General features: G+C 52.8%; 18 protein-coding genes. 9 read left to right on the forward strand and 9 right to left on the reverse strand.

The genetic code is table 11. The features are described 5' to 3' along the window. The gene (znuC, locus tag OGV74_RS04160) at positions 1 to 756 is read left to right on the forward strand and encodes a zinc ABC transporter ATP-binding protein ZnuC (protein ID WP_003034877.1); all 756 of its coding nucleotides are present in this window, start codon (positions 1 to 3) and stop codon (positions 754 to 756) included. Beyond that, entirely contained in the window at positions 753 to 1,538 is a 786-nt protein-coding gene (gene znuB, locus OGV74_RS04165) for a zinc ABC transporter permease subunit ZnuB (RefSeq protein ID WP_003034874.1), read from the forward strand. Before znuC ends, znuB begins: the two co-directional genes overlap by 4 nt. A 78-nt stretch (positions 1,539 to 1,616) precedes the next feature. Here the strand turns inward: znuB and ruvB are convergent, their stop codons facing one another. The 6 genes from ruvB to aspS form a co-directional block, all read right to left on the reverse strand. Next, a complete protein-coding gene (gene ruvB / locus OGV74_RS04170; RefSeq protein WP_003034872.1) occupies positions 1,617 to 2,627 on the reverse strand; it encodes a Holliday junction branch migration DNA helicase RuvB in 1,011 nt (336 codons plus the stop codon). A gap of 8 nt (positions 2,628 to 2,635) precedes the next feature. Then, positions 2,636 to 3,247: a Holliday junction branch migration protein RuvA gene (gene ruvA, locus OGV74_RS04175; protein ID WP_003034869.1), complete on the reverse strand. Its 612-nt coding sequence runs from the start codon at positions 3,245 to 3,247 to the stop codon at positions 2,636 to 2,638. A gap of 80 nt (positions 3,248 to 3,327) precedes the next feature. Beyond that, positions 3,328 to 3,849 carry a crossover junction endodeoxyribonuclease RuvC gene (ruvC, locus tag OGV74_RS04180; RefSeq protein WP_003034867.1) on the reverse strand — a complete coding sequence of 174 codons (522 nt, stop codon included), beginning with the start codon at positions 3,847 to 3,849 and terminating at the stop codon, positions 3,328 to 3,330. Between the two features lie 34 nt (positions 3,850 to 3,883). After that, complete coding sequence (locus OGV74_RS04185; protein ID WP_003034865.1) at positions 3,884 to 4,627, reverse strand: YebC/PmpR family DNA-binding transcriptional regulator; 744 nt, start codon at positions 4,625 to 4,627, stop codon at positions 3,884 to 3,886. A 28-nt stretch (positions 4,628 to 4,655) separates the two neighbouring features. Then, positions 4,656 to 5,099 (reverse strand): dihydroneopterin triphosphate diphosphatase, encoded by a 444-nt coding sequence (gene nudB, locus OGV74_RS04190; protein ID WP_003844155.1) that lies wholly within the window; start codon positions 5,097 to 5,099, stop codon positions 4,656 to 4,658. Between the two features lies 1 nt (position 5,100). After that, positions 5,101 to 6,873 carry an aspartate--tRNA ligase gene (gene aspS, locus OGV74_RS04195; RefSeq protein WP_003034862.1) on the reverse strand — a complete coding sequence of 591 codons (1,773 nt, stop codon included), beginning with the start codon at positions 6,871 to 6,873 and terminating at the stop codon, positions 5,101 to 5,103. A gap of 288 nt (positions 6,874 to 7,161) precedes the next feature. Here aspS and OGV74_RS04200 point away from each other — a divergent pair, with 288 nt between their 5' ends. From OGV74_RS04200 to cmoB, 5 genes are read left to right on the forward strand one after another with little or no spacing between them, the layout of a single operon-like run. Continuing rightward, the gene (locus OGV74_RS04200) at positions 7,162 to 7,728 is read left to right on the forward strand and encodes a hydrolase (protein WP_044700301.1); all 567 of its coding nucleotides are present in this window, start codon (positions 7,162 to 7,164) and stop codon (positions 7,726 to 7,728) included. Further along, positions 7,725 to 8,543, forward strand: a complete 819-nt coding sequence (locus OGV74_RS04205; protein WP_086504033.1) for a DUF72 domain-containing protein — start codon at positions 7,725 to 7,727, stop codon at positions 8,541 to 8,543. Before OGV74_RS04200 ends, OGV74_RS04205 begins: the two co-directional genes overlap by 4 nt. A 52-nt stretch (positions 8,544 to 8,595) precedes the next feature. Beyond that, positions 8,596 to 8,991: an MAPEG family protein gene (locus OGV74_RS04210; RefSeq protein ID WP_003034689.1), complete on the forward strand. Its 396-nt coding sequence runs from the start codon at positions 8,596 to 8,598 to the stop codon at positions 8,989 to 8,991. A 40-nt stretch (positions 8,992 to 9,031) separates the two neighbouring features. Next, entirely contained in the window at positions 9,032 to 9,775 is a 744-nt protein-coding gene (cmoA, locus tag OGV74_RS04215; protein ID WP_003034686.1) for a carboxy-S-adenosyl-L-methionine synthase CmoA, read from the forward strand. Beyond that, positions 9,772 to 10,740 carry a tRNA 5-methoxyuridine(34)/uridine 5-oxyacetic acid(34) synthase CmoB gene (gene cmoB / locus OGV74_RS04220; RefSeq protein ID WP_257646580.1) on the forward strand — a complete coding sequence of 323 codons (969 nt, stop codon included), beginning with the start codon at positions 9,772 to 9,774 and terminating at the stop codon, positions 10,738 to 10,740. The genes cmoA and cmoB overlap by 4 nt, the downstream gene beginning before the upstream one ends. A 242-nt stretch (positions 10,741 to 10,982) precedes the next feature. Here cmoB and cutC read toward each other — a convergent pair whose 3' ends face one another. Next, positions 10,983 to 11,729 (reverse strand): copper homeostasis protein CutC, encoded by a 747-nt coding sequence (cutC, locus tag OGV74_RS04225; protein ID WP_086504030.1) that lies wholly within the window; start codon positions 11,727 to 11,729, stop codon positions 10,983 to 10,985. 2 nt (positions 11,730 to 11,731) lie between these two features. Then, entirely contained in the window at positions 11,732 to 12,298 is a 567-nt protein-coding gene (locus OGV74_RS04230; protein WP_003034677.1) for a VOC family protein, read from the reverse strand. A 238-nt stretch (positions 12,299 to 12,536) separates the two neighbouring features. On the opposite strand from OGV74_RS04230, the gene argS reads away from it, so the two are divergent. Then, positions 12,537 to 14,270: an arginine--tRNA ligase gene (gene argS, locus OGV74_RS04235; protein WP_071696444.1), complete on the forward strand. Its 1,734-nt coding sequence runs from the start codon at positions 12,537 to 12,539 to the stop codon at positions 14,268 to 14,270. Between the two features lie 227 nt (positions 14,271 to 14,497). Next, positions 14,498 to 16,435 carry a peptidoglycan DD-transpeptidase MrdA2 gene (gene mrdA2, locus OGV74_RS04240; protein WP_286520369.1) on the forward strand — a complete coding sequence of 646 codons (1,938 nt, stop codon included), beginning with the start codon at positions 14,498 to 14,500 and terminating at the stop codon, positions 16,433 to 16,435. Here the strand turns inward: mrdA2 and bglB are convergent. Then, entirely contained in the window at positions 16,407 to 17,546 is a 1,140-nt protein-coding gene (bglB, locus tag OGV74_RS04245; RefSeq protein WP_086504028.1) for a beta-galactosidase BglB, read from the reverse strand. The two genes, mrdA2 and bglB, sit on opposite strands and share 29 nt — an antisense overlap. Between the last annotated feature and the right edge of the window lie 157 nt (positions 17,547 to 17,703).

Below are 17,703 nucleotides of genomic sequence, written 5' to 3' on the forward strand. Positions count from 1 at the left end.
ATGACGACTTTGGTTTCACTGGAAAATGTCTCGGTCTCTTATGGTCAACGCCGCGTCCTGTCTGACGTATCGCTTGAACTTCGACCCGGTAAAATTTTAACGCTTCTCGGCCCAAATGGTGCCGGGAAGTCTACGCTGGTGCGCGTTGTATTAGGACTGGTAGCGGCTGATGAGGGAGTTATCAAGCGTAATGGCCAATTGCGGATTGGCTATGTACCGCAAAAACTGTACCTCGATACTACGCTTCCGCTGACGGTAAGCCGGTTTATGCGCTTACGTCCCGGCACCAAAAAAGAGGATATCCTTCCGGCACTGAAGCGCGTTCAGGCCGGACATCTGATGAATGCGCCGATGCAAAAGCTCTCTGGCGGGGAAACGCAACGCGTCCTGTTAGCCCGTGCTTTATTGAATAAACCTCAGCTACTGGTGCTCGATGAGCCGACCCAGGGCGTAGATGTCAATGGGCAGGTCGCACTGTACGACCTTATCGACCAGTTGCGACGTGAACTGGATTGCGCCGTACTGATGGTTTCCCATGACCTGCATCTGGTGATGGCCAAAACCGATGAAGTACTGTGCCTGAACCATCATATTTGCTGTTCCGGTGCACCGGAAGTGGTTTCCATGCACCCGGAATTCATCTCAATGTTCGGGCAACGCGGCGCCGAACAACTCGGAATTTACCGTCATAATCACAACCACCGCCACGATTTACAGGGTCGTATCGTCTTACGCCGGGGAAATGGTCACTCATGATTGAATTGTTATTACCCGGTTGGTTAGCCGGGATCATGCTGGCCTGTGCTGCTGGCCCACTCGGCTCGTTTGTGGTCTGGCGTCGAATGTCTTATTTCGGTGATACGCTGGCCCACGCTTCGCTGCTGGGAGTCGCCTTTGGCCTGCTGCTGGATGTAAACCCTTTCTATGCGGTTATCGCCGTCACTTTGTTGCTGGCTGGCGGTCTGGTATGGCTTGAAAAGCGCCCTCACCTCGCGATCGATACCTTACTGGGCATTATGGCGCATAGTGCATTGTCGCTGGGGCTGGTTGTCGTCAGCCTGATGTCCAACATCCGTGTGGATCTGATGGCTTACCTGTTTGGTGATTTGCTCGCCGTGACGCCTGAAGATCTTATCTCCATCGCCATCGGCGTGGTTATTGTTCTGGCGATTCTGTTCTGGCAGTGGCGCAACCTGCTGTCGATGACCATCAGTCCGGATCTGGCATTTGTCGATGGCGTGAAGCTGCAACGCGTGAAGCTGCTGCTGATGCTGGTTACGGCGTTAACGATTGGCGTGGCGATGAAGTTTGTCGGGGCGTTGATTATCACCTCGCTGCTTATTATCCCTGCGGCGACCGCCCGTCGCTTTGCCCGTACGCCGGAACAGATGGCAGGAGTTGCCGTTGGTGTGGGAATGATAGCGGTTACAGGCGGGTTGACCTTCTCGGCCTTCTATGACACCCCGGCAGGTCCCTCCGTGGTGCTGTGTGCCGCGCTGCTGTTTATTTTCAGCATGATGAAAAAGCAAGCGAGCTAAGCATGCGTTGCCCGGTAGCGCTGCGCTTACCGGGCCTACAAAATCGCCCAGGCCTTATAAGCGTAGCGACATCATGCATTAAGGCATCTGTGGCGGTGTAATGCCAAAATGGTTCCAGGCGCGCACGGTTGCCATACGTCCACGCGGCGTACGCTGCAGAAAACCTTGCTGAATCAGATATGGCTCAAGCACGTCCTCAATGGTTTCACGCTCTTCCCCGATCGCCGCTGCCAGGTTATCCAGTCCGACCGGTCCGCCAAAGAATTTGTCGATAACCGCCAGCAGCAACTTACGGTCCATATAATCAAATCCTTCCGCATCCACATTGAGCATATCCAGCGCCTGAGCGGCGATATCTGCTGAAATCGTGCCGTCATGCTTCACTTCGGCGAAATCACGTACCCGGCGTAATAAGCGGTTGGCGATACGCGGCGTACCGCGAGCACGGCGTGCCACTTCCAGCGCGCCTTCATCGCTCATTTCCAGGCCCATAAAACGCGCACTGCGTCCTACAATGTGCTGCAGATCAGCCACCTGATAGAATTCCAGGCGCTGTACAATACCAAAACGGTCACGCAACGGAGACGTTAACGACCCGGCGCGCGTCGTCGCCCCGATTAGCGTAAACGGTGGCAGATCGATCTTGATCGAACGTGCAGCCGGCCCTTCACCAATCATGATATCCAGCTGATAATCTTCCATCGCCGGATACAGCACCTCTTCCACCACCGGCGAAAGACGATGGATTTCATCGATAAACAGCACATCGTGGGGTTCAAGGTTGGTAAGCATTGCCGCCAGGTCACCCGCTTTTTCCAGTACCGGACCGGACGTGGTGCGCAGATTAACGCCCATTTCATTGGCGACAATATTGGCAAGCGTGGTTTTACCAAGACCTGGAGGACCGAAAATCAGCAGGTGATCGAGAGCGTCACCACGCAGCTTCGCCGCCTGGATAAAAATCTCCATTTGCGAACGGACCTGAGGCTGGCCAATATACTCTTCCAGCAATTTAGGGCGGATCGCACGATCCACCAGGTCTTCAGGGGTCGTGCTGACAGCCGAAATCAGGCGATCTGCTTCAATCATCCTTTACCTCACAATGCCGCGCGAAGCGCTTCACGAATCAGGGTTTCACTGCTGGCATCAGGGCGGGCAATTTTGCTCACCATGCGGCTGGCTTCTTGTGGTTTATAGCCCAACGCCACCAGCGCAGCAACCGCTTCCTGCTCGGCGTCGTCCGTTGTCGGACTGGCCGGAGAGGTCAGAACCAGATCCGCCGCCGGGGTAAAGAGGTCACCATGCAGGCCTTTAAAGCGGTCTTTCATTTCAACAATCAAACGCTCTGCGGTTTTCTTACCAATGCCCGGTAATTTCACTAACGCGCCAAGCTCTTCGCGCTCAACGGCATTAACAAACTGCTGCGCAGACATTCCGGAGAGGATCGCCAGCGCCAGCTTCGGCCCCACGCCATTGGTTTTGATTAACTCTTTAAACAGCGTGCGCTCTTGCTTGTTGTTAAAGCCATACAGCAGTTGAGCGTCTTCACGCACCACAAAATGGGTGAAGATAATCGCTTCCTGCCCGGCTTCCGGCAACTCGTAGAAACAGGTCATTGGCATGTGCACTTCATAGCCTACCCCACCCGTTTCCAGAAGGACCAGCGGGGGTTGTTTTTCAATAATGATGCCTCTGAGTCTGCCTATCACGTGACGCTCCTGCGTTAAGGGCTAAAAGGTAATGCGCTATCATAAAAAAAGGCTGGATAGATATCCAGCCTCATTTGTCACTAACGTAATCGACCTCGCGCCAGATTCAGCCTCGACTCGCTCATTTGCATGGCATTCTGACTGACATGGCAGTGGGTAATAGCTATCGCCAGCGCATCCGCGGCATCCGCTTGCGGATTCGCCGGGAGTTTTAGCAGCGTGCGCACCATATGCTGGACCTGGCTTTTTTCCGCACTACCGATCCCCACCACAGTCTGTTTTACCTGGCGGGCGGCGTATTCAAAGACCGGTAGATCCTGATTGGTCGCCGCAACGATTGCCACGCCGCGTGCCTGTCCAAGCTTTAGCGCCGAGTCAGCGTTCTTCGCCATAAAGACCTGCTCAATGGCAAAATAGTCCGGCTGGAACTGGGTGATGATTTCCGTCACGCCCGCGTAAATTAACTTCAGACGTGACGGGAGATCGTCGACTTTGGTGCGGATACAACCGCTGCCGAGGTAGGTCAGCTGTCTTCCGACCTGACGAATAACGCCATAACCGGTGATGCGCGACCCCGGGTCAATGCCGAGAATGATAGACATCACGCACCTCCTGTCAGGTTGCGGTACAGCCACCTCATTCTAAGGTAGCTGCAACCTCATCAGAGATCTCGCCGTTATGGTAAACTTCCTGCACGTCGTCGCAGTCTTCCAGCATATCGATCAGACGCAACAACTTCGGCGCTGTTTCTGCATCCATATCTGCTTTGGTGGATGGAATCATAGACACTTCAGCCGCGTCCGCTTTCAGACCCGCCGCTTCCAGCGCGTCACGCACTTTACCCATCTCTTCCCACGCGGTGTAAACGTCAATTGCGCCGTCGTCGAAGGTCACCACGTCTTCAGCACCTGCTTCCAGCGCCGCTTCCATGATGGCGTCTTCGTCGCCTTGTTCAAAGGAGATCACGCCTTTTTTGCTGAACAGGTAAGCCACGGAACCGTCGGTACCGAGGTTGCCGCCCGTTTTCGTGAACGCGTGACGCACTTCCGCAACAGTACGGTTACGGTTGTCAGACAGACATTCAATCATAACGGCTGTACCGCCAGGACCATAACCTTCATAGATGATGGTTTCCATGTTGGAATCTTCATCACCACCCACACCGCGCGCGATTGCACGGTTCAGGGTGTCACGGGTCATGTTGTTAGCCAGCGCTTTATCAACCGCTGCACGCAGACGCGGGTTAGCGTCCGGATCGCCGCCGCCGAGTTTTGCCGCCGTCACCAGTTCACGAATTATTTTGGTGAAAATTTTACCGCGTTTAGCATCCTGCGCTGCTTTACGGTGTCTGGTGTTGGCCCATTTACTATGACCTGCCATAAATAATATCTCCAAAAAGCGCGCCTTTTCAGGCGACGTTAATTACAAACTCTTCAATCGCCTGCCGGTTACTCCACGACTTGGTTAATTGGGCGGCTTCAACCGCATTAACCCAACGATAGGTCAGATGTTCGGTGAACACGATCTCTCGTTCTGAGGGAAGTGCCAGGCAAAACCAGGATTCAGTATTTCGTTCAATTCCCGGTGCATAGCGATGACGTAAATGGCTAAAAATCTCAAACTCCACCGTGCGCTGACAGTCAATTAAGGTCAGTTGCTCAGATGCAACATCAATGGCGACCTCTTCCTTTACTTCGCGCATAGCGGCTTGCGACGCGGTTTCACCCTCTTCAAGGCTGCCGGTGACCGACTGCCAGAAATCAGGATCGTCGCGTCGCTGTAACATCAGCACTCTCCCGGTGTCCTTTGCATAAATCACGACTAACACCGAGACAGGCTGTTTGTATCTCATATCAGTTATTCTCGGCCTTCTTAACAACCTGAATGCTCAGTTCCGCCAGCGCAGCTTCGTTGGCAAAGCTCGGCGCTTCAGTCATCAGACACGCTGCAGCAGTGGTTTTCGGGAAAGCAATAACGTCACGAATGTTGTCAGTACCGGTCAGCAGCATAGTCAGACGGTCCAGACCAAACGCCAGGCCCGCATGCGGTGGTGTACCATATTTTAGCGCATCCAGCAGGAAGCCGAATTTCTCACGCTGCTCTTGCTCGTTAATGCCCAGAATACCGAATACGGTCTGCTGCATGTCGCCGTTGTGAATACGCACGGAACCGCCGCCCACTTCGTATCCGTTGATAACCATATCGTATGCGTTAGCAACCGCGTCTTCTGGCGCAGCTTTCAGCTCAGCGGCCGTCATATCTTTCGGCGCGGTGAACGGGTGGTGCATTGCGGTCAGTCCGCCTTCACCATCGTCTTCAAACATTGGGAAGTCGATAACCCACAGCGGCGCCCATTTGGCTTCGTCGGTAATGTTCAGGTCTTTACCCAGTTTCAGACGCAGCGCGCCCATCGCGTCGGCAACCACTTTCTTGTTGTCGGCACCGAAGAAAATCATGTCGCCGTCTTGCGCACCGGTACGCGCCAGAATCGCTTCTACGATTTCCGCGTTCAGGAACTTAGCAACCGGGCTGGTGATACCTTCCAGACCTTTCGCACGCTCGGTGACTTTGATGTAAGCCAGACCTTTCGCGCCGTAAATCTTAATAAAGTTACCGTAATCGTCAATTTGCTTACGGCTCAGTGCGGCACCGCCCGGTACACGCAGAGCAGCTACGCGGCCTTTCGCATCGTTTGCCGGACCAGAGAACACTGCGAACTCAACGTCTTTCACCAGATCGGCAACGTCAACCAGCTCCATCGGGTTACGCAGGTCTGGTTTATCGGAACCGTAACGACGCTCAGCTTCGGCAAAGGTCATGATCGGGAAATCACCCAAATCCACCCCTTTAACTTCCAGCCACAGATTACGCACCAGCGCTTCCATCACTTCACGCACCTGCGGTGCGGTCATGAAGGAAGTCTCAACGTCGATCTGGGTAAATTCAGGCTGACGGTCAGCACGTAAGTCTTCATCACGGAAGCATTTTACGATCTGATAGTAGCGGTCAAAGCCAGACATCATCAGCAGCTGTTTAAACAACTGAGGTGATTGCGGCAGCGCGTAGAATTTACCTTTATGTACGCGAGAAGGTACCAGGTAATCGCGCGCGCCTTCCGGCGTCGCTTTGGTCAGCATCGGTGTTTCGATGTCGAGGAAGCCGTGGTCGTCCATAAAACGACGCACCAGACTGGTAATTTTGGCACGCGTTTTCAGGCGCTGCGCCATTTCAGGGCGACGCAGATCTAAATAGCGATACTTCAGTCGCGCTTCTTCGGTGTTGACGTGGTTAGAGTCCAACGGCAGCGAGTCTGAACGGTTGATGATGGTCAGATCGGAGGCCAGCACTTCAATTTCGCCCGTCGCCATCTCGGCGTTGACGTTTTTCGCGTCACGCGCACGCACGGTGCCCGTAACCTGGATGCAGAACTCATTACGCAGTTCGGAGGCCAGCTTTAACGCGTCCGCACGGTCCGGATCGAAAAATACCTGCACGATACCTTCGCGGTCGCGCATATCGATAAAGATCAGGCTACCAAGATCACGACGACGGTTGACCCAACCACACAGAGTCACCTGCTGCCCCTCGTGGGACAGACGTAGCTGTCCGCAATATTCTGTACGCATGAGATATCCCTTAACTTTGCCGCAGGCGGATTGTCACCTGTCTCGCAGATGACGAAGTCGCAGCTTTAGCTGAATGTCACAACTGAATGAAAAAAGGCGGCTATTATACTGGAAATTCTGCCGCACGATAAGAGCCTACTGGGATAGACTCTTAGTCCGGTACTGACTGTACGCCTGTTTCCTGGACGGGCATTGCGTAATCTCACAAAAAATAACAAAAATTGTCGCCCCTTTCACACTGATTCGCGCTTAAGGTGTAACGGAATTCTATTTTTTACTGGAGTGAACATGCTGGAACTGAACGCAAAAACAACTGCCCTTGTCGTGATTGACTTACAGGAAGGGATCCTGCCTTTCGCTGGCGGACCTCATACGGCACACGCTGTGGTTGCCCGCACCGCGCAGTTGGCGGAAAAATTCCGTACCCACGGTTCCCCGGTGGTAATGGTGCGCGTCGGGTGGTCTGACGATTACGCCGAAGCGCTGAAACAACCAGTAGATGCTCAGACTCCAGCAAAAGCGTTGCCCGAAAACTGGTGGAATTACCCGGCTGCTCTGGGTAAATGCACCAGCGATCTCGAAGTAACCAAACGCCAGTGGGGAGCCTTCTATGGCACCGATCTGGAATTACAGCTGCGTCGCCGGGGTATCGATACCATCGTCCTGTGCGGCATCTCTACGAACATTGGCGTTGAGTCGACGGCGCGAAATGCGTGGGAGCTGGGTTTCAGTCTTATCATTGCAGAGGATGCCTGTAGCGCCGCCAGTGCTGAGCAACACCAGGGTAGCATGACTCACATTTTCCCCCGCATTGCGCGCGTTCGCAGCGTGGAGGAGATTTTGCAAGCGCTATGATCTATATCGGTTTACCCCAGTGGTCGCATCCAAAATGGGTGCGTTTGGGGATCACAAGCCTTGAAGAGTATGCCCGCCACTTTAACTGCGTGGAGGGCAATACCACACTGTATGCGCTGCCTAAAGCCGATATTGTTGCCCGCTGGCAGGCACAGACCACCGATACGTTTCGATTTTGTTTTAAGTTTCCGGCGACCATTTCGCATAAGGCCGCGCTGCGTAATTGTGATGACCTGGTACAGGAATTTTTTATGCGCATGTCGCCGCTGGAATCGCGCATTGGACAATACTGGCTGCAATTACCCGCGACTTTTAGCCCACGCGACCTGCCTGCCCTGTGGCAGTTTCTCGACGCGCTCCCCAAATGTTTTACCTACGGTGTGGAAGTTCGCCATCCAGACTTCTTTGCCAAAGGCGAAGCCGAACAGCTATTTAATCGCGGGTTACACGAGCGTGGAGTAAACCGGGTGATTCTGGACAGCCGTCCGGTACATGCCGCAATCCCACATACCGAAGCGATACGTGACGCCCAGCGTAAGAAACCAAAGGTTCCGGTGCATGCGGTGGTGACGGCAAACCATCCGATGGTACGCTTTATCGGTAGCGATGATATGGCACAAAACAGCGCGCTTTTTGCCGTCTGGCTGACCAAGCTGTCGCTATGGCAACACACCACGACGCCGTATCTGTTTTTGCATACGCCGGACATCGCGCAGGCCCCGGAGCTTGTTGATACGCTATGGGCAGATTTACGCAATGTTCTGCCAGAGATCGGATCAGCGCCGTCTATTCCACAGCAATCTTCTCTTTTCTGAAAATGCCACCTATCATAGTCAAGGCCATCAGCCATTTTAAAAGGGAGTTTGTATGGTAAGCGCGCTTTATGCCGTATTGGGTGCGTTATTGTTAATAAAGTTCTCCTTTGACGTTGTTCGCCTGCGCATGCAATATCGCGTTGCCTATGGCGATGGAGGTTTTAGCGAACTGCAAAGCGCTATCCGCATTCACGGTAACGCGGTGGAATATATTCCCGTCGCGTTAGTGCTGCTGTTATTTATGGAAATGAACGGCGCAGAGACGTGGATGGTGCATCTTTGCGGGCTGATGTTGATTGCCGGACGACTGATGCATTATTACGGATTCCACCACCGGCTTTTCCGCTGGCGCCGTTCAGGCATGAGCGCAACCTGGTGTTCGCTGTTGCTAATGGTGCTGGCGAATCTTTGGTATATGCCCTGGGAGTTGGTTTTCTCCCTGCATTAGCGCACAATACGCCACTTTATTTTTCCCGGATTTTTACGTTATGTCTCACCGCGACACGCTTTTTTCTGCGCCTATCGCCAGTCTGGGTGACTGGACCTTTGATGAACGGGTAGCTGAAGTCTTCCCGGATATGATCCAGCGTTCCGTTCCTGGCTATTCCAATATTATTTCTATGATTGGCATGCTGGCCGAACGTTTCGTACAACCCAACACGCAGGTCTACGATCTGGGCTGTTCTCTGGGCGCGGCGACGCTCTCGGTGCGTCGCAATATTCATCACGAGAATTGCAAAATTATTGCTGTCGACAACTCTCCGGCGATGGTTGAGCGCTGCCGTCGTCATATTGACGCCTATAAGGCACCGACCCCGGTTGAGGTTGTCGAAGGCGATATTCGCAACATTACTATCGAAAATGCCTCGATGGTGGTGCTGAATTTTACCCTGCAATTCCTTGAGCCACCTGAGCGCCAGGCGTTGTTGGATAAGATTTATCAGGGGCTGAATCCCGGTGGCGCGTTGGTGCTATCTGAAAAATTCAGCTTCGAAGACGCGAACGTAGGCGAGTTGCTGTTCAACATGCACCACGACTTCAAACGAGCCAATGGCTATAGCGAACTGGAAATCAGCCAGAAGCGCAGCATGCTGGAGAACGTGATGCTCACCGACTCGGTCGAAACGCATAAAGCGCGACTGCATCAGGCCGGCTTTGAGCACAGCGAATTGTGGTTCCAGTGCTTCAACTTTGGCTCTCTGGTGGCGTTGAAAGCTGAGGTTAGCGCATGATCGATTTTGGTAACTTTTATCAGTTGATTGCCAAAAATCATCTGTCCCATTGGCTGGAAACACTTCCGGCGCAAATCGCTGCCTGGCAGCGCGATCAGCACGGTCTTTTTAAACAATGGTCAAACGCCGTCGAGTTTCTGCCCGAGCTAACGCCGCATCGTCTGGACTTACTGCATAGCGTTACCGCAGAAAGCAAAGAGCCGCTCAGCGAAGGTCAGCTTAAACGCATAGACACCCTGATGCGTAACCTGATGCCATGGCGTAAAGGACCGTACTCGCTGTACGGCGTCAACATCGATACCGAATGGCGTTCCGACTGGAAGTGGGATCGCGTCCTGCCGCACTTGTCTGATCTCACCGGACGTACCATTCTTGATGTCGGCTGCGGCAGTGGCTATCACATGTGGCGCATGATTGGCGCGGGCGCACATCTGGCGGTCGGTATCGACCCGACCCAACTGTTCCTGTGCCAGTTTGAGGCGGTGCGTAAACTGCTGGGCAATGACCAGCGCGCGCATCTGCTGCCGCTGGGTATTGAACAGCTTCCGGCGCTCAACGCCTTTGATACCGTATTCTCCATGGGCGTGCTTTATCACCGCCGCTCGCCGCTGGAACACCTGTGGCAGTTAAAGGATCAGTTGGTTAAAGATGGCGAACTGGTACTGGAAACGCTGGTCGTCGAAGGCAATGAAAATACCGTGCTGGTGCCGGGCGATCGCTACGCCCAGATGCGTAACGTTTACTTTATCCCGTCTGCACTGGCGCTAAAAAACTGGCTGGAAAAATGCGGGTTTGTTGATGTGCGCATTGCCGACGTATGTGTGACCACTACCGAAGAACAGCGCCGCACCGAATGGATGATTACCGAATCGCTGGCCGACTTCCTTGACCCGAACGACCACAGCAAGACGGTGGAAGGCTACCCCGCCCCACTGCGTGCGGTATTGATTGCGCGTAAACCGTAGTCATTTTTGCCAAATGACTATTACGTAAGCACCATTTCTCCAAAATAGTTCGGTTTGCAACAAGGCGGCGACGCAGCAAATCCCTGGGAGCGTAGATAACTACGTGACCAGGGTGAGCGAGGAAAGCCAACACAGTTGCAGACCGAAATATGCAGGAGAAGGAGAAAAAAAGGCCCCTGTTGAAATTGCAGGGGCCTGGTACGAGCAAGCATCATATTGGGCGACATGATGCAACGGTAAAATCAGCTGGCCTGATGGTGTGCAATGATTGCTTTCATTTCAGCAACCGCCGCCCCGTCTACCGCATAGCGAGAATACTCATCCGCCTGCGCATCCGAAGACATCGACAACCCCGAATTGCGATAACGCATTGGTGAAGCCAGCCATACTCCGGCAGAACTGTGGACTTCCTGCACCCCAGCATCAAGGAACAGGGACAAATTCGAGGCGCGAACCCCCGCTCCGGCCATAATGATTGGAGCACCAGGCTGCGCAATAAGTTCCATTATTTTTGTTAAACCTTGCGCCGCATCTGATTTTTGCCCGGAGGTGAGTACTCTGGCGATGCCCAAATCAGCTAATTTTTTAAGCGTATTGAGTGGGTTAGCACACATATCAAAGGCACGATGAAAAGTGACTTGCAGTGAACCGGCGGCGATCATTATTTTCTCCATGCGCGGCATATCGACATCGCCATTCGCATCTAAAATGCCGGTCACCAGTCCTGAGAACCCCAGTTCTCTGACCATCGCTATATCATCCAGCATTGCAGCGAACTCACCTTCGGTGTAACAAAAGTCGCCTCCACGTGGACGAATAATGGGATTGACGGGAATCGAAATGTGCTGGCGAACAGAACGCAAGACGCCCAGTGAAGGCGTTAAGCCCCCTTCTTTGGGTGCCGAGCAAAGCTCAATACGATCCGCGCCGTTTTGCTGCGCCGTGTGCGCGCACTCCATGCTGTAACAGCAGATTTCCAGTATAGTCATGCTCACTCCTGACGTTCGCTTGCCACAATGGTTTCAATCGACCACGGGTGGAATTTTATCGTCACGCTACCATCGCTAACCGCCAGCGTCGGATTCGGTAAACGTTCACGTTCTCCTTTTGGCGAGCTGGTTTTCACAAATATACCAGGTTGACTCAGACCGTGATCGGAAAGCAGCGCCAGCGCTCGCGCATTCAGCGTTTGTGCCTCACCCGGCAGAACAATTTCAATATGTTCCCAGCCTTCATGTGGGTAACGTTTTTCGCCCGGCCACGGCAGTTCGACGATGGAAAATTGCCAATGTTGCACACAAACCGGCTCATGCAGTTTAAAAAGACAAATAGGTCTGCCGTTAATGATGTTTTCTGACAACAATTCACCGCACTGTTCAAACCCACGACGCCAGCGTTCTGCAGTGGTATTTTGATGGCAACGCAAGGAAATGTGATCGGCTTCCAGGCCTGTGATATCCAGCCCAAGACGGGTAGAAAGTTCCGTTAATGCCTGCGTGAAATGCGGTAAATCTGCAGAAATATCCTGTAGTTCTGCAACGGTTTGCCAGTTCGCCATATTAAAAGCTCATATCCATGTTCAAAGTCGCTAATTTACTCTGTTGCGCTGCGCCATCCAACCGCTGTTTTCTCCGAACACATCATGGATAAATTTACGCCATTGCATGGTTTATATTTCAGGCTACTGGCGGTACACACAATGCTGACGGCAACGGGCATTTGCAGTATACTCCCGCCCTTAATTCTTAAACTGGTGCGGTGAATTTTAGGCCGCTTCATAAATGTAAGGTATTCCGGTGAATATTCAGGCTCTTCTCTCAGAAAAAGTCAGTCAGGCCATGATTGCTGCAGGCGCGCCTGCAGATTGCGAACCACAGGTTCGTCAGTCAGCAAAAGTACAGTTCGGCGACTATCAAGCTAACGGCATGATGGCTGTCGCTAAAAAACTGGGTATGGCGCCGCGACAACTGGCTGAGCAGGTGCTGACTCATCTGGATCTCAACGGGATTGCCAGCAAAGTTGAAATTGCAGGCCCGGGCTTTATCAACATTTTTCTCGACCCGGCATTTCTGGCGCAGCACGTTCAGCAGGCGCTGGCTTCCGATCGTCTGGGCGTCACCCAACCGGCTAAACAAACCGTTGTGGTTGACTACTCCGCGCCTAACGTAGCGAAAGAGATGCACGTTGGTCACCTGCGTTCCACCATCATCGGTGACGCGGCGGTGCGTACGCTGGAATTCCTTGGTCACAAGGTTATCCGCGCCAACCACGTCGGCGACTGGGGTACTCAGTTCGGTATGCTCATCGCATGGCTGGAAAAACAGCAGCAGGAAAATGCCGGAGAGATGGCGCTGGCTGACCTGGAAGGTTTCTACCGTGACGCGAAAAAACATTACGACGAAGATGAAGCCTTCGCGGAACGCGCTCGTAGCTATGTCGTGAAGCTGCAAGGCGGCGACGAATACTTCCGTGAGATGTGGCGTAAACTGGTCGACATTACCATGTCGCAGAACCAGTTAACCTACGATCGCCTCAACGTTACCCTGACCCGTGACGACGTCATGGGCGAGAGCCTGTACAACCCGATGCTGCCTGGCATCGTGGCCGATCTCAAAGCCAAAGGCCTGGCTGTTGAAAGCGAAGGCGCTACCGTCGTATTCCTTGATGAGTATAAAAACAAGGAAGGCGAACCGATGGGCGTTATCATTCAGAAGAAAGATGGCGGCTATCTCTACACCACAACCGACATCGCCTGTGCCAAGTATCGTTACGAAACCCTGCATGCCGATCGCGTACTGTATTACATCGACTCTCGTCAGCATCAGCACTTAATGCAGGCCTGGACCATCGTACGTAAAGCTGGTTATGTGCCGGATTCGGTACCGCTGGAACACCACATGTTCGGTATGATGCTGGGCAAAGACGGTAAACCATTCAAAACCCGCGCTGGCGGCACGGTTAAACTGGCCGATCTGCTGGATGAAGCGCTGGAGCGCGCACGTCGCCTGGTCGCGGAGAAGAACCCGGACATGCCTGCCGATGAGCTGGAAAAGCTGGCAAATGCGGTCGGTATCGGCGCGGTGAAATACGCGGATCTGTCCAAAAACCGTACCACCGACTATATCTTCGACTGGGACAACATGCTGGCGTTCGAAGGCAATACCGCGCCGTACATGCAGTATGCTTACACCCGCGTACTGTCCGTATTCCGTAAAGCGGATATCGACGAAAGCGCGCTGGCAAATGCGCAGGTGATTATCAACGAAGATCGCGAGGCTCAGCTGGCTGCGCGTTTGCTGCAGTTTGAAGAAACGCTGACCGTTGTTGCACGTGAAGGTACACCGCACGTGATGTGTGCTTACCTGTACGACGTTGCCGGTCTGTTCTCTGGCTTCTACGAGCACTGCCCTATCCTCAGCGCTGAAAACGAAGAGGTTCGTAACAGCCGACTGAAACTGGCACAACTGACGGCGAAAACCCTGAAGCTGGGTCTGGATACACTGGGTATCGAAACCGTAGAACGTATGTAATTACCTCAAGTAATGTGAAAGCCCGCGCTATGTCGCGGGCTTTTTTATTTTCCCTGACCCGTTCTCATGGCAGCGCAATCAGGCCTACGAGAAGCGGCTACGTTCACTGTAATTTGTAACAGCCCACAAGGAATGACACATTTCCCTAGAGATATGGAACATTTTTTGCCTGTCATCCCGTTTAAGCCTCCGTATCATTAGGCGGCGAATTAATCGGGTACGGGTCAATGACATTCAGAGATTTTGAGGCGGAAGAAAAACTCTTTCAGCGGCGTGTATTGGTGGCCTTTGGCCTGGTGGTCATCTGTTTTGGCATCCTGATTTACAATCTGTATAACTTACAAATCTGTCAGCACCAGTATTACACCACCCGGTCGAATGCAAACGACATCAAAATGCTACCCGTCGCCCCCACGCGTGGCATGATTTACGATCGCAACGGCATCCCGCTGGTGCGCAACGTCACCTGGTACGATATTTCCGTTACGCCTTATAAAATCAGCGATATGAATGCGTTAATCCAGCAGCTCACGCCCATCGTTGACCTCACTCCTGATGATATTGATCAGTTTCGCCATGAGCTAAAAGCCAGCAGCCGCTATCGTCCGGTCGTGCTAAAAAATGCGCTTACCGATGTGGAAATCGCCCGTTTCTCGGTAAACCAGTTTCATTTTAGCGGCGTAAACATCAATAGCTACGAAGACCGCCAGTATCCCTATGGCGCGGCGCTGGCACATGTCCTTGGCTATGTTTCAAAAATCAATGACAACGACCTGAAAGCTCTGGATCAAAAGGGTCAGGCTGAGAACTACGCCGCCGATCACAATATCGGTAAGCAAGGTATTGAGCGCTATTACGAAAATGAACTGCATGGAAAGACCGGTTATCAGGAGGTGGAAGTAGATAACCACGGACGCATCGTACGCCTGCTCAAAGATGTGCCGCCCGTTGCCGGAAAAAATATCCATTTGACGCTGGATTTACATTTACAGCAATATATTGAGAGCTTGTTGGCTGGCCAGCGTGCCGCCGTTTTAGTTGAAGATCCACACGACGGTTCTGTACTGGCGATGGTCTCAAACCCCAGCTATGACCCTAATCCGTTTGTCAAAGGCATTAGCTATCAGGACTATAACAAGCTACTCCATGATAAAGACCTGCCATTAATCAACCGCGTCACACAGGGATTGTACCCCCCCGCTTCAACGGTCAAACCGTATATGGCGATGTCAGCATTACTAAACGGTGTGATCACGCCGCAGACCAGTTTCTTCGGTGCTCCTACCTGGACGCTACCCGGCACCGAGCGACATTACCGTGACTGGAAAAAAACGGGCCACGGTATGCTGGATGTCACCAAAGCGATAGAAGAGTCTGCCGATACATTCTTCTATCAGGTGGCGTATATGATGGGGATCGACCGGATTAACAGCATGCTCAGCCAGTTTGGTTACGGTAAACCGACCGGCATCGATCTTGATGAGGAGTATAACGGCCTGCTCCCGAGCCGTGAATGGAAGCAAAAAGTGCATAAAAAAGCCTGGTATCAGGGGGATACTATCTCAGTTGGCATCGGCCAGGGCTACTGGATTGCCACTCCTATCCAGATGGTAAAAGCCATGGTCGCACTGATTAACAACGGCAAGGTTATCGTCCCTCACCTGCTACTCGATGAAGAAAATGGCAAAACCCTCACGCCGTATCAGGCTCCAGAAGCACCGTCACAAATCGCCTCAGCCTCGTCACCCTACTGGGAACTGGTGCGTCAGGCGATGTTCGGCATGGCGAATGAACCAAATGGTACAGGTTATAAGTTCTTTCACACCGCACCTTACGGCATTGCGGCGAAAAGCGGCACCTCGCAGGTCTTTAGCTTGAAAGAAAATCAGACCTACAATGCGAAGATGATCCCTGTCCGCTTGCGCGACCACGTGTTCTATACCGCATTTGCGCCCTATAAGAACCCGAAGGTCGCGGTGGCGTTAATTCTGGAAAACGGCGGCAGCGATGGTGTCACCGCCGCGCCGGTTATGCGTCAAATCATGGATCATCTCTTTGCCCCGCAGGACAACACGGTACAAACAGTGACGACTCAATCATCAGGTCCGATAGCGGTAGCGCCATCGAATACCGATATCAAAAATACTTACGCAAGTATTCGGTAAGACACAGCATCGCCATCGCTTGTCCGTAAGGCATAGAAGTCCGAGGGATGTTGCGGTAGAAATCGAGATTGTGTCCCATCCCGGTACCAAACGAGGTGTGCAGCAGTTCACCTTCCGGTGAAATATGCTGCACAATGCCACGAATGGCTTTTTCGGCCACCAGCGTATACTCTTGCCCAACATAGCGTTTACGTACAGCTTTGAGGATCCCATAAGCAAATCCGGCAGTTGCCGATGCTTCCAGATACGACTGCGGGTCGTCCAGCAAGGTATGCCACAACCCACTTTCATCCTGGCATTTCGCCAGCGCCGCGATTTGTGCGTTCAGGACCTGTACCAGATAGCGGTGAACGGCATTGTTTTCTGGTAAATCAAGTAATTCGAGAAAGTCCGGGATCACGATAGTTAACCAACTGTTGCCACGCGCCCAGCGGGCATTGGCAAAGTTATGATTTCCTTCATAGCTCCAGCCGTGGAACCACAGCCCCGTGTCTTTATCCATCAGGTTTTGCACGTGCAGCAGGAACTGATACGTTGCCTCTTCGATGTAGTCAGGGCGATTGAGTAACTTGCCAATCTTCGCCAGCGGTAGAACCGTCATCATCAGCGTGTCATCCCACATCTGCTGGTGGTTTTCTTCCGCCAGCGTAATGTGTTGCATACCGCCGAACTCGGTACGCGGCATCTCATGCATTGCCCACTCAGCCCAGCTGTCGAGCCACGGTAGATACGCTGGATTACGCGTCTCTTCATAGCGATACGCCAACGTTAAAAATGGCGCCATGGTGTTAACGTTTTTAGTGGTTGCACCTTCAGCAAAGCGATCGGCAAACCAGCTATCGATGATATCGCGTATCGTTTCATCGCCGGTTTGCAGATAGTACTGATACATCCCGTACAAGCCGACGCCGTGCGTCCACTCCCATCCCGCCCAGCCTTTGGTATCAATTACGCGTCCATCGTCCAGACGCAGCAAGAACTCACCAGTTTCGTCATGAATATTGACCAGGTTATGCGTCACCTTTTTGATCAGCACTTTTAATTCATCCCTGGCAATAAAATGTTCTGGCTGGCGCAACAACGGGCTATGTTTAACCGGGTAAACAATCATTTACTTAACCTCTGTCAATGTCGGATTCAATGCTGTGACCTGCCCCTGTTGCGGCGCAGCAGCTGTATTTGGGAGGCCCCGCAATCCTCGCTTTGACAATGGGCATCCTTATAGAGGCACAGTAAAAGCAAACAGGAAGTGAAACCTTTCTATTTCT

This window comes from Citrobacter sp. Cf116 (assembly GCF_030336505.1).
In the GTDB taxonomy this organism is placed as follows: domain Bacteria; phylum Pseudomonadota; class Gammaproteobacteria; order Enterobacterales; family Enterobacteriaceae; genus Citrobacter; species Citrobacter freundii.

Excerpts from the sequence above, each read along its gene's own strand:
- znuC (WP_003034877.1), top strand. The coding sequence starts at position 1 with ATGACGACTTTGGTTTCACTGGAAAATGTCTCGGTCTCTTATGGTCAA.
- znuB (WP_003034874.1), top strand. The coding sequence starts at position 753 with ATGATTGAATTGTTATTACCCGGTTGGTTAGCCGGGATCATGCTGGCC.
- ruvB (WP_003034872.1), bottom strand. The coding sequence starts at position 2,627 with ATGATTGAAGCAGATCGCCTGATTTCGGCTGTCAGCACGACCCCTGAA.
- ruvC (WP_003034867.1), bottom strand. The coding sequence starts at position 3,849 with ATGTCTATCATTCTCGGCATTGACCCGGGGTCGCGCATCACCGGTTAT.
- OGV74_RS04185 (WP_003034865.1), bottom strand. The coding sequence starts at position 4,627 with ATGGCAGGTCATAGTAAATGGGCCAACACCAGACACCGTAAAGCAGCG.
- nudB (WP_003844155.1), bottom strand. The coding sequence starts at position 5,099 with ATGAGATACAAACAGCCTGTCTCGGTGTTAGTCGTGATTTATGCAAAG.
- aspS (WP_003034862.1), bottom strand. The coding sequence starts at position 6,873 with ATGCGTACAGAATATTGCGGACAGCTACGTCTGTCCCACGAGGGGCAG.
- OGV74_RS04200 (WP_044700301.1), top strand. The coding sequence starts at position 7,162 with ATGCTGGAACTGAACGCAAAAACAACTGCCCTTGTCGTGATTGACTTA.
- OGV74_RS04205 (WP_086504033.1), top strand. The coding sequence starts at position 7,725 with ATGATCTATATCGGTTTACCCCAGTGGTCGCATCCAAAATGGGTGCGT.
- OGV74_RS04210 (WP_003034689.1), top strand. The coding sequence starts at position 8,596 with ATGGTAAGCGCGCTTTATGCCGTATTGGGTGCGTTATTGTTAATAAAG.
- cmoA (WP_003034686.1), top strand. The coding sequence starts at position 9,032 with ATGTCTCACCGCGACACGCTTTTTTCTGCGCCTATCGCCAGTCTGGGT.
- cmoB (WP_257646580.1), top strand. The coding sequence starts at position 9,772 with ATGATCGATTTTGGTAACTTTTATCAGTTGATTGCCAAAAATCATCTG.
- cutC (WP_086504030.1), bottom strand. The coding sequence starts at position 11,729 with ATGACTATACTGGAAATCTGCTGTTACAGCATGGAGTGCGCGCACACG.
- OGV74_RS04230 (WP_003034677.1), bottom strand. The coding sequence starts at position 12,298 with ATGGCGAACTGGCAAACCGTTGCAGAACTACAGGATATTTCTGCAGAT.
- mrdA2 (WP_286520369.1), top strand. The coding sequence starts at position 14,498 with ATGACATTCAGAGATTTTGAGGCGGAAGAAAAACTCTTTCAGCGGCGT.
- bglB (WP_086504028.1), bottom strand. The coding sequence starts at position 17,546 with ATGATTGTTTACCCGGTTAAACATAGCCCGTTGTTGCGCCAGCCAGAA.